The following is an 11121-nucleotide window of genomic DNA, read 5'->3' on the forward strand; positions in this document are numbered from 1 at the left end:
TGAAGTTCAGGATTTCGGGCCAGTGTCGGCAAGGAGTTTCTCAAGCTGCTCGTCGGTCAGGTCGATGTGGTAGAACAGCTTGTAGAAGCTGCGCGTCTCGGCCTTGAGGTCGACATCAGACTTGCCGGGATAGAGTGCCGAGGTCAGCCAGGCGACGCCGATGGCGCGGTTGATGCCGGGAGGGGCGTCGAACCAGCCGAAGGGCAGGGCCGGCGCGCGGAAGACGCGCGCGTCCTTCACCGCCTTGATGCCGGCCCATGACGGGTCTGACAGCACCGCCTTCTGGAATTTTGGGCTCAGCGTCAGAATGACATCGGGGTTCCACGACAGGATCTGTTCGAGCGAGACATTGGCGAGCCCGCCCTTGCCCGCGGCTTCGGCGACATTGGTGGCGCCAACCGCCGAGAGTACTTCCATGTTGATAGAGCCGGCGAGGCCGGTTTCTAGCCCGTCCGGACCGCGACCGTAATAGACGCGCGGGCGCTGATCTGCGGGAATATCGGCCACGACCTTGTCGAGGCGCTTCATCGCCGCTTCGGTGTAATTTGCCAACGCTTCGGCCTGTTCCTTTTCGCCGAGCAATTCGCCGATATCGCGCAGCGACTTCGGCGCGTTGGCGAAGGTGCCGTCGACCAGGATGTAGGGGATTCCGGTCTGCTCCTGCACCCGATCGGCAAGCGAGGCATAGGTCGCATCGACAGTGCCTACGTCAAGGATGAAGTCAGGCTTCATGGCAAGAACCGCTTCGAGATTGGCGGTGTTGTTTTTGCCGGTCAGGCGGCCATGCACCGGCAGGGCCCGGTAGGGCTCGGCGATGAATTCCTTTTCGTCGTCCTTGAACTCGCGCACCCAGCCGACCAGCTTTTCAGGCGCGACCGAATAGAGCAGCACGGAGGCGGGCGGGCCGGCGGCCATGACGCGGGTGATCTTTTCCGGCAGTGCCACCTTGCGGCCTGCCGCGTCGACAAAGATGCGCTCATCGGCAATCGCCAAGGCGGTGAAGCCGTTGACGACCGTGGCCACAGTTACGAGCGAAAGCAAGATATTGCGACGGTTCATGGGCGCGGGTCCGATATGTGATGAGCTATGGCTATATCCGTCCGAATATAGCGAGGCGCATTGTTATGTTTGCGTGGATATAACGGTCAAGTGATTTCCGACACGCTGCCCCATCCGATTTGCCGTGGCCTTGCCTTGACCCAGGCGTGGCGGTCGGGCGAGGCTGGCGCCAGAATCTACACAGCCCATGGAGACCGCATCATGTACGCACATATTCTCATCGCCACCGACGGTTCGGAACTGGCGCAGAAGGGCCTCGACCATGGCTTGAACCTGGCCAAGGGCCTCGGCAGCAAGGTGACGGTCATGAGCGTCACCGAACCTGCGCCGATCTTCGCCTCGGCTGGCATGTACGGTCCTGTCGCCACCGCCGAGGACATTGTTTCCTATCAAAGGGCCGGCGAGGAATACGGCGCCAAGGTGCTGAACGCCGCCAAGGCGCAGGCCGACAAGCTCGGTGTCAATGCCGAAGTCGTGCATGTCGAGGAGATGTGGGCGGCGGAGGCGATCAATCAGGTTGCCAAGGATCGCGGCTGCGACCTGATCGTCATGGCCTCGCATGGCCGTCGTGGACTTGGCCGGCTCATTCTCGGCAGCCAGACCGTCGAAGTTTTGACCAACAGCCAGGTACCGGTGCTGGTCGTTCGCTAAACGTCGTTCACACGATCTTGCCGCGCGCCGGAACCGGCCACAGTTCGGGCGCGCGATCCTTGCCATAGACATAGACGCCGTCGACCATGTTGGTCACCACGCAGGCATGGTTGGGCACGATGCGCARCCGCTGGCCGACGGTCAGATTGATGTCGCCCTCGGTCCTGAGCCTGCCGTGTTCTTCCGACAGTTGGTCGATCGATATGTCGGGGCGCCCAAGCACATGGCCGTGGCCCTTGAGACCGAGTAAGTCGGAGGTCAGCGTCTTGCTGCCGGCATCGATGATGGCGCGGTTGGGTGCGGGCACAGAAACCACAGTGGCGAGCACGGTCAATGCGCAATCGTCCCAGCTGGGAACACCGCGCGCCACCAGCGAACGGTCATTGTAGACATAGGTGCCTGGCCGGTATTCGGTGGCGACGGGCGCCAGATGGGCCGACATCAGGTCCGGCGTGCCGCCCGATGTGACCGCTTGAACCGCAATGCCCTTGGCCTGGATCAGCGCTTTTGCCTCAGTCATGAAGGCTTGCACCTTGGCGGCACCGCCCACGGGCGGATAGGTCGTCAGCCCGGCGAAATGCAGGCGGGGTGCGGCAGCGATGCGTGAAGCGAGTTCGACCGCCGCCTCAGGCAAGCCGACGCCACAGCGATCGGCGCCGGTATTACATTCGACAAAGACATTGAGCGTGGCGCCCGCGGCAGCGAACGCCGCCGACAGCCCGTCGATCACAGTCGCATTGTCGGCGACCACGGCAAGGTGCACCTTGCGCGATAGCTCCAGCAGCGCGGCGAGCTTGTCTTCGCCAAGGACGTTGTAGGTGATCAGCACATCGGTGATGCGGTCGCTGCCCGCGACCATTGCTGCTGCTTCCGAAACCTTCTGGCAGGTGATGCCGACCGCACCGGCTGCAAGCTGCAGCTCGGCGATGCGGGGAAGCTTGTGCGTCTTGATATGCGGCCGGACCTTGAGTCCATGGCTGTCGGCATAGGCTTGAAAGCGCTCGATGTTCCGCTTGGCCAGATCGAGGTCCACCAACACTGCGGGGGTCTGGATTTTGTCGAACATGCCTTGCTCTGCCTCCAACTCGATACGTCGGACGACCTTGCCTCCGAAGCGCTTGACAAACAATGGCGCCTGCATATGGATACGTAAATCCATTATTCAGAACATGTGTCCGCAATAATGGACATATGTTTGCTGGAAGACCCTGTAAACTTCTGGCGCGCGGGCATCGCGCGGCATTCGGAGAATGAGCATGACGATCAAGCGCTACGGCACAGGCCAATCCGGCGCGGGCAAGCAGGCATTGCCTTTCGCTCGCGCAGTCGAAGCCAATGGCTGGCTCTATGTATCGGGGCAGGTTGCCATGGAAAATGGCGAGATCGTCGGTGGCGGCATTGTCGCCGAGACGCGCAAGACGATGCAAAGCCTGATCGCCATCCTGACAGAGGCAGGCTATGGGCTGGAGCATATCGTGCGCGTCGGCGTCTGGCTCGACGACCCCCGGGACTTCTGGTCGTTCAACGGTGTTTATGCCGAGTATTTCGGCGATCATCCGCCGGCCCGCGCTTGCGTACAGTCGAGCATGATGGTCGATTGCAAGGTCGAAATCGACTGCGTCGCCTACAAGGCGCCGTAGCGACACAGGATTTCACTTCGGCAATTCGCCGGGAGGCGGCGCATGGACGACGTAGCTGACGATATCATCAACAGGCGCGCGCGCGGTCTCGATCGTGCCTTTGAAATCCTGAATCATCTGCGCCTGAAGCGTCAGCCGCTGCGCCCCAACGAGATCGCGCAAGGCATCGGCGCGCCGCGCTCTTCGGTCTACGAACTGGTCAACCTTTTGATGCGGCAAGGCGTTCTGGAGTATCGCGGCGGCGACGGCCGCGTGTTCCTGGGCCGCAAGCTCTATTTCCTCGGCATGGCCTATGCCGAGCAATTCGACCTGATGCGCGAATGCGACAAGCTGCTCACGCACATCGCCGAGGAGACGCGCGAGACGGCCCAGATGTGTGTGCTCGAAGGCAACAAATACACCGTCGCCCAGATGAAGGAGGGGCTGCGCCAGTTCCGCATCTCCTCCAATGTCGGCGACCCGGTGGCGATCCCGTGGACGGCGTCTGGCCGGCTGCTCGTTTCGCATATGAGCGACGAAGAAATCCTCGACTTCATCCCGAAGGACGATTTCCGCTTGCCGAATGGCGACTGGCTTGATCCGGCGGAGTTCATCGCCGAGGTGCGCGAAGCGGCACGCGTCGGCTACTTCACCTTCAACAGCGCGGTCGAGAGCTTCACCCACTGCTTTGCCGTGCCGGTCTACCAGGCCGACCGCACTTGCATGGCGACGCTGTGCCTGGTCGCACCGCGCGAGGACGGGCTGAAGAACCACGCCAGCTATCTTAAGACGCTGCTCGATGCCGCCGCCGACCTGTCGAGCCGCCTTGGCCACGTCGCCGACGGGTATGGCGGCCCCATGCGCGGCCGACCGGCGATGACCGCCTGACCTTTACTCACATCAACTATGGATTGGCTGTACAGCATGGTGGGACGCGTTCTTTCAATCGGCGAATGCATGGTCGAACTCAGGCAGGCCGAAGGTGGCCTGCTTCGGCAGGGCTTTGCCGGCGACAGCTTCAACACAGCCTATTATGTCAGGGCTTTCCTGCCCAAGGCCTTGGCCGTCGACTATTTCACGGGGGTCGGCACCGATACGATTTCAGATGAAATGCTTGCCTTCATCGAAGGCACCGGAATTGGCACGAGCTTCGTCCGCCGCGTTCCTGGGCGCAGCCCCGGCCTCTACATGATCCATCTCAAGGACGGCGAGCGCAGCTTCTCCTACTGGCGTTCGGCTTCCGCAGCGCGGCTTTTGGCCGACGACACTGGTGCCTTGCGCGCGGCCATCGATGCGTCGGACATGGTTTTCTTTTCCGGCATCACGCTGGCGATCCTCGCGCCCGAGGCGGTAAAAAACCTCCTGGTCGAACTCGACCGCGCCAGGGCTGCGGGCAAGCTGGTGGCCTTTGACCCCAATATCCGCCCCAGACTTTGGGATGACGCGGAGACCATGCGGCGTACGATCACCGCTGGTGCCGCCGCCGCTGCCATCGTCATGCCGAGCTTCGAGGACGAGGCGACCTATTTCGGTGATGCTTCGATCGGCGCGACAATCGCCCGCTATCGCGGCCTCGGCATCGAAAAGCTTGTTGTCAAAAACGGTGCCGAGGGCATTACGCTGTCCTTCGGCGGCAGTGAGACTTTCGTGCCGTCGGCCGTGGCCGAAAAAGTGGTCGACACCACTGGCGCCGGCGACAGCTTCAACGGCGCCTTCCTGGCAAGATACATCGAGACCGGTGATCATCTCGGCGCCGCCGAATTTGCCGCCCGCGTCGCCGCCTCAGTTATTGGCCATCACGGTGCCTTGCTGCCGCCTGCCGAGTTGCAGGCATTGGCCTGATGAACCGCGTCGCCCGCCATTGCCGCGGCATTGTGCAATTTGCCTCTGCTTTGATCGGAGGCACTTGATTTCTTGTAAAATAACTTTACCTCTAGTGAAATGTTGTTTTTTCGAAATTGCCGTGGCAGGGGATCACTAGGGTGAAGGAAGACCGCTTGTCAGCCGTGGCTGATGCCGACGGCAATAAGGTATCGGCTGCCGTTGCGGCAAAGGCTCGCCCGGTGCCGCTGCTTCAGGACCCGCATGCGGTGCGCGACACGCCTGAAAAGGTGCTGGAAGTGGCGCTTGGCCACGAGGTCCGCGCTTTCCGCAAGAAGCTGGGCATCACCGTCGCCGATCTGGCGGCGATGACCAACATTTCCCTCGGCATGCTGTCCAAGATCGAAAACGGCATCACCTCGCCGTCCTTGACCACGCTGCAGTCGCTATCTCGCGCGCTTGGCGTGCCGCTGACCGCGTTCTTTCGCCGCTTTGAAGAAGAGCGCAATGCCGTCTTCGTCAAGGCGAATGAGGGCGTCGACGTCGAGCGCCGTGGCACCCGCGCCGGCCACCAGTACAATCTGCTGGGCCATATCGGCTCCAACACCGCCGGTGTCGTGGTCGAGCCCTATCTCATCACGCTGTCGGAGGATTCCGACGTCTTCCCGATGTTCCAGCATGAGGGCATGGAGTTCCTCTACATGCTGGAAGGCGAGGTCGTTTACCGCCATGGCAGCAACCTCTACCGCATGACGCCGGGCGACAGCCTGTTCTTCGATGCCGATGCCCCGCACGGTCCGGAAGAGTTGACGACACTACCGATCCGCTACCTCTCGATCATCTCCTACCCGCAGGGCAGCAGCGGCGATTGAGCTGTCCGGTCTTGATCGACTTCTGTATGGCGTCTATTTCCCAGGTTAAGGTGTCCTGAACCAGGAGAGGTCGTGCAGACTGCCGCAGAAGGCGCCTTGGCGATTGCCAAGGAAATCGTGAAGCATCGGGCGGCCGATCGGAGACGGCGTGGGGTTGGCGCAAAACCTCAAGCAAGATGCAGCCGATCGCATGCTGAAGGGTCCAGGTCCGCTGACGGACAAGCGGAGCAAGGAGCTTCGCTACATCATCGCAGATCTCATCGAGGACTTGCACGGCGATCGCACCGCGCCTGAAATCCGGGCGATCTCAGCCAGCCTTTATCAACCCCTCGCCGATCTCACATTATTGGGCCGAGGCGTCTGGTCAGGAAAGGGCAAGTGGGTTCCACGTCTGCTGCACATGCATGACAGTGAACTGGCGGTCCGGTTCGACGATGCTTTCCGTTCAGCGGCCAATGGGAAGAGTAGCGTCCTGCGGGCCCTTGCAGAAGGCGAACTGTCGCGGAATGGCGGGGCTTTTTTTGCCGGCGACCGAAGGCAAGCACCCGCTTCCGCCAGGCAGGCGCTGGACAACGACAACCCTGCCTAACCAAAACGCCACGCATCCTGGGACACGCGGCGTTTGGCATTTCAAATCTCGGGCGGAAAACCTAGTCCGGGCTGAAGCCGGGCGAGGTCGGTGCACCGTCATCATATTTCGACAGCCATTCGACGACAGTCGGGCGATAGCGGGTCAGGCCCTTGTATTCGGCCAGTTCCACCGGCAGGTCGCGCAGCACGCGATGGAAGCGGCGCGCCCATTTGGGCACGGTCACTAGCTCATCCATCTTGAGCAAATAGCAGCGGATCGGGAAGACCAGAGCGTTTGAACGCGGTAGCCGGAAGAAGCTCTGCAGTTCGACGCGCAGGTGCACCTTCTGGCCGACATTCTCCGGCGTTACCGTGAGGCGGTCGCTGCCCCATTTGTGGAAGTTTTCCGGGCTGGTATCGAGCCTCGGGTTGATGGTCATGGTCCAATTCAGCCGCCGAGCCGGCTGGCCCTGCTGGATGTTGATCAGGAACTTGAGGGCGCGGGTGAAGATGCCCTTTTCATGCGCCAGCGGCACTGGGGCATGCCATTCGAAGAAGTTCATGCCGATGTCGAAATCGAGCGACCAGTCGGCCTGGGTGGTGACCATGCCGGCATCCATCCACAGATTGCCGTCACGCTGGTCGAGGATGGCGAAGTCGCCCTGACTCTGGCGGGTGATATATTCCATCGGTCCGTAGGGCAGGGTGGAGACGTCGCCGAAGGTGAAGGTGTCGTCGATGCCGAGCGGCCGGTTGATCCAGTGCCAGCGGTCGCCGTCGCGCGTCAGCGTGAAGTGCTCGGGGTAGCTCTTGGCCTTCTCGGTCATCAGCAGTTCGAGCAGGTCCCAGCCGGCGAGCGTCATGTGCGGCAACGACTGGCAGCGCAGCGGATCCTCTGCCAGGACCTTGGCGCGGTCCTGCATTTCCGAAACATAGTGCTCGTCGACATCGATCAGATGTTCGAACACGCTGTTCTTCGGCCCAGGCACATGCGGCTCGATGTTGACCGAGTACATGTAGGCGTCTTCGTGATAGGGGAAGGGAAACCGCCTGACGTTTTCCGGACTGTTCCTGAAGGTAAAATCGTCGCGGAACGTCTCTTTCCTGAAGTTAATTCCCATCAATTCCTCCCTCTTTCAGAGCGCCAAGCGCCCTGAGTGTTCTACCGTTCCAGGACCAGCGAACGGCCCTCGAAACGCGAGACGCATGGCATGATCTTCTTGCCCGAGCAGTGCTCCTCATCGCTCAGCCAATGGTCGTTGTGCTTGAAGGTCCCGTCATAGGAGATGACGTTGGTCTCGCACTGGCCGCAGACGCCGCCGCGGCAGAGATAGGGCGGATCGACGCCCGCGGCCTCGATCGCCTCAAGCAGGCTCTGCTGCTCGCCGACACGGATTTCCAGACCGCTGACAGCCAGCTTGACGTCGAACGGTGTGCCCGGCTGCGGTGCCGCGAAATGCTCGTAGTGCACCGAGTCGTCCGGCCAGCCATGGGTGGCCGCCATGTCGCGCACCCATTTGATCATGCCGGCGGGGCCGCAGACATATATGTGGGTGCCCAGCGGCTGCGTGGCGAGCAGGCGTTCGAGCGGGATGCGTTCGTTGCGCTCGTCGAGATAGAGGTTGACCCGCTTGCCATAGCGTTCGCGCAGGACATCGGAGTAGCTGCCGAGCGCTTCGCTGCGGCAGGTGTAGTGCAGTTCGAAATTGCTGCCGGTGGAAGCGAGTTGTGCTGTCTGGGCARGGAACGGCGTGATGCCGATGCCGCCGGCGATCATCAGATGCTTCTTGGCGCGCAGGTCGAGCGAAAACAGGTTCACCGGATAGCTGATCACCATGTCCATGCCACGCTTGACGCGGTTGTGCATGAACAGCGAGCCGCCGCGGCCGACATCGTCGCGGCGCACCGAGATGGTGTAGTCGCGCGTGGTGAGCGGCGAACTCATCAGCGAATAGGGATTGAGCCTGGTGGTGTCGCCATCGCGCATTTCGACGACGACATGGGCGCCGCCTGAGAAAGTTGGCAGGTCGCCGCCGTCGGTACGCTCGAAATGGAACCGCTTGACCAGTTCATTTACCGCGACCACTTCGGTCACGGTGACGTTAATCTTGTTTGTTCCCGCGCTCACCGGAAAATCTCCTCTGTCTGAGGGATCTCGGTCGGATCCTCGGCATTGATGCAGACGCCCTGGAAGGCAGCATGGCGCTTGGAATAGTGGTCGCGCACCAGCAGCAGCAGGCCGCAATGCGAGCAGGTGGCCGGCTGGGTGGTGACGTTTTCGGTGATGCCCTTGCAGTGCACGCATTGTACCCGGCGGGCCCACGAGCCGCGATGCTCGGTCTGGATCGAGACAGGGTCGATGCCCGCCTCGAGCGCTGCCTGCATCATCTGGCCGATCAGGCCTTCGGTACCGGCGAGATAGATGCGCAGGCCCATATGGGCGTTGGCGAGCGTCCAGTTCAGGCGCGGCAACGCTGCCGCGACCGATGGCCCTTCATAATACTGGGCCGGTGCCAACGCCTTCAGCGATGCCTGAAAGCTATCGCCCGTGCGGCCCGGTATGAACATGATGTGGGCATTGGCGAAGAAGCCGTCAGGCGCCTTTTTCGCCATGTCCAGGATCGCGGACGCCCCTTCGGCGTCCGCTATGAGAAGGTGGCTCTTTCCGGCCTGCGGGGACAATATTCCGTAGACCGGGCGACTGAGGATCGTCTTCACCGGTGCACTGTCCAAGGTCTCAGCCCTTTGCCGTCCGCTTCAGCTTCTTGGGATCGTCGAACGGCAGCGACTGGGCGGTTGCCTTGACCGTGCCGCTGGCGTTGCGGATCTCAAGCGGCGTGCCGACGATGGCGCAGTCGACGTCGAGACGGGCAATGCCCATCGATTTCTTGACCAGCGGCGAATACATCGCACAGGTCACGACACCGACCTTCTTGCCATCGCGATAGATCTCGGCACCTTCGTCAGCTGCCTTGTCGCTGTCGAGAAGCACGCCGAAGATCTTGAAGCGCTCCTTGCCCTTGAGGCGATAGTGCTCTTCGGCACCGCGGAAGCCGGTCTTGCCCGGGCTGACGGTGAAGTCGAGACCGAGCTCCCACAGCGTATCGCCAGGACCCTCGTTCGCGAACGGATACTTCTGCGAATTGTCGTACGGGTAAAACAGAAGGTAGCTCTCGACGCGCAGCATGTCGAGTGTGGTGAAGCGCGTCGGGATGATGCCCATCTCCTTGCCTTCGGCAACGATGGTGTCCCAGATCGTGCCCGCGTCCTGGCCGCGGCAGAAGATCTCGTAGCCGCGCTCGCCGGTGTAGCCGGTGCGCGAGATCATCACCGGCAGGCCAAACAGCTGGGTCTGCATGTGGTGGAAGTAGTTGAGGTCGCGGATGCCGGGCACGTGCTTGGCGAGGTAGTCGACGGCAAGCGGGCCCTGCAGCGACAGATCGTGCAGATTGTCGTCGAAGCGCACCGAGACGTCGCGGCCGATCGAGGCGCGCGTCAGTTCCTCATGACCCGAACCCGCGCCGTGCACGACCATCCACGAATTGGGGCCCATGCGGTAGATGACGCAGTCGTCGGTGAATTTGCCGGCATCGTTGAGCATGCAGGCATAGACCGACTTGCCGGGATAGATCTTCTCGGGGTTGCGGGTGGTGCACAGGTCGATCAGGTGCGAGGCGTGCGCGCCGGTGATGTGGACCTTCTTGAGGCCCGAAACATCCATCAGTCCGGCCTTGGTGCGGATCGCGATATATTCCTCGTCCGCGTCCTTGTCGTAGCTCCAGGCTGTGCCCATGCCGCTCCAGTCTTCCAGTTTGGAACCCAGGGCACGGTGGCGATCGCCCAACGCCGAAAAACGCCATGAAGCTGTCATTTTTGGTACTCCTCCATATTGTTCCCCGCCCTTGGCCTTGCCGTAAGGCGGATATTGTTGGGAACATTTGAACCCAAAATTGCCGCTAGGGCAATATCCAAGTGCAAGAAATTTTACTGATAGGCAACATTTTGCCTTTCATCGATACGTCGGGTGTGGGTGAGCCGTGCCGCCCAAAGATGGCTCGACGTTTGGCAGAAAAAAGGCCTGACACATGGTGCCAGGCCTTGAAGGGCGCTCCGGGCCTGGGGGACAGGAGGGTGGATAGGAGCGCCGTGGGAGAAAGCTTCCGGCCTAGAACAGGCCTTCGATCTGGCCCTGTTCGTTGAGGAAGATCTTTTCCGACGAGGGTGCCCTTGGCAGGCCGGGCATGGTCATGATCTCACCGCAGATGGCGACGATGAAGCCGGCGCCGGCCGAAAGCCTGACCTCGCGCACCGACACGACATGGCCGGTGGGGGCGCCGCGCAAATTGGGATCGGTCGAGAACGAATATTGCGTCTTGGCCATGCACACCGGCAGATGGCCGTAGCCGGCGGCTTCCCAGGCATGCAGCTGGTCGCGTACCGACTTGTCGGCGATCGCCTCCGAGCCGCGATAGATGCGCTTGACGATGGTGTCGATCTTGTCGAACAGCTTCATGTCGTCGGGGTAGAGC

At 61.6% G+C, this 11121-nt stretch carries 13 protein-coding genes; 6 read left to right on the forward strand and 7 right to left on the reverse strand.

The genetic code is table 11. The annotated features are described in order from the left end of the window. Window positions 1-6: 6 nt before the first annotated feature. The gene (locus AC1DWF_RS15210) at window positions 7-1059 is read right to left on the reverse strand and encodes an iron ABC transporter substrate-binding protein (RefSeq protein ID WP_476783151.1); all 1053 of its coding nucleotides are present in this window, start codon (window positions 1057-1059) and stop codon (window positions 7-9) included. A 201-nt stretch (window positions 1060-1260) separates the two neighbouring features. Between AC1DWF_RS15210 and AC1DWF_RS15215 the strand changes: the two genes are divergently transcribed. Further along, window positions 1261-1710, forward strand: a complete 450-nt coding sequence (locus AC1DWF_RS15215) for a universal stress protein (RefSeq protein WP_109577967.1) — start codon at window positions 1261-1263, stop codon at window positions 1708-1710. Between the two features lie 7 nt (window positions 1711-1717). On the opposite strand, the gene AC1DWF_RS15220 is transcribed toward AC1DWF_RS15215, so the two are convergent. After that, window positions 1718-2776, reverse strand: a complete 1059-nt coding sequence (locus AC1DWF_RS15220; protein WP_476787989.1) for an alanine racemase — start codon at window positions 2774-2776, stop codon at window positions 1718-1720. A gap of 190 nt (window positions 2777-2966) precedes the next feature. Between AC1DWF_RS15220 and AC1DWF_RS15225 the strand changes: the two genes are divergently transcribed. From AC1DWF_RS15225 to AC1DWF_RS15245, 5 genes are all read left to right on the forward strand, one after another. Beyond that, on the forward strand, window positions 2967-3350 hold the full coding sequence (locus AC1DWF_RS15225; protein ID WP_476783149.1) for a RidA family protein: 384 nt from the start codon (window positions 2967-2969) through the stop codon (window positions 3348-3350). Between the two features lie 42 nt (window positions 3351-3392). After that, window positions 3393-4217 (forward strand): IclR family transcriptional regulator, encoded by an 825-nt coding sequence (locus AC1DWF_RS15230; RefSeq protein ID WP_476783148.1) that lies wholly within the window; start codon window positions 3393-3395, stop codon window positions 4215-4217. A 36-nt stretch (window positions 4218-4253) separates the two neighbouring features. Continuing rightward, window positions 4254-5171, forward strand: a complete 918-nt coding sequence (locus AC1DWF_RS15235; RefSeq protein WP_476787990.1) for a sugar kinase — start codon at window positions 4254-4256, stop codon at window positions 5169-5171. A gap of 164 nt (window positions 5172-5335) precedes the next feature. Beyond that, window positions 5336-6022, forward strand: a complete 687-nt coding sequence (locus AC1DWF_RS15240) for a helix-turn-helix domain-containing protein (protein ID WP_476788031.1) — start codon at window positions 5336-5338, stop codon at window positions 6020-6022. A 154-nt stretch (window positions 6023-6176) separates the two neighbouring features. Then, a complete protein-coding gene (locus tag AC1DWF_RS15245; protein ID WP_476785783.1) occupies window positions 6177-6611 on the forward strand; it encodes a hypothetical protein in 435 nt (144 codons plus the stop codon). A 61-nt stretch (window positions 6612-6672) separates the two neighbouring features. Here AC1DWF_RS15245 and AC1DWF_RS15250 read toward each other — a convergent pair whose 3' ends face one another. The 5 genes from AC1DWF_RS15250 to AC1DWF_RS15270 form a co-directional block, all read right to left on the reverse strand. Further along, the gene (locus tag AC1DWF_RS15250) at window positions 6673-7713 is read right to left on the reverse strand and encodes a heme-dependent oxidative N-demethylase family protein (protein WP_476785784.1); all 1041 of its coding nucleotides are present in this window, start codon (window positions 7711-7713) and stop codon (window positions 6673-6675) included. A 41-nt stretch (window positions 7714-7754) separates the two neighbouring features. After that, entirely contained in the window at window positions 7755-8720 is a 966-nt protein-coding gene (locus AC1DWF_RS15255; protein ID WP_476841805.1) for a PDR/VanB family oxidoreductase, read from the reverse strand. After that, a complete protein-coding gene (locus AC1DWF_RS15260; RefSeq protein WP_476787991.1) occupies window positions 8717-9310 on the reverse strand; it encodes a dimethylamine monooxygenase subunit DmmA family protein in 594 nt (197 codons plus the stop codon). Before AC1DWF_RS15260 ends, AC1DWF_RS15255 begins: the two co-directional genes overlap by 4 nt. A gap of 19 nt (window positions 9311-9329) precedes the next feature. Further along, window positions 9330-10463, reverse strand: a complete 1134-nt coding sequence (locus AC1DWF_RS15265) for an aminomethyl transferase family protein (RefSeq protein ID WP_476782408.1) — start codon at window positions 10461-10463, stop codon at window positions 9330-9332. 294 nt (window positions 10464-10757) lie between these two features. Then, on the reverse strand, window positions 10758-11121 hold a 364-nt coding region (locus AC1DWF_RS15270; RefSeq protein ID WP_476787928.1), incomplete at its 5' end, for a formate--tetrahydrofolate ligase.

The organism is Aminobacter sp. P4_D5 (assembly GCF_056401815.1).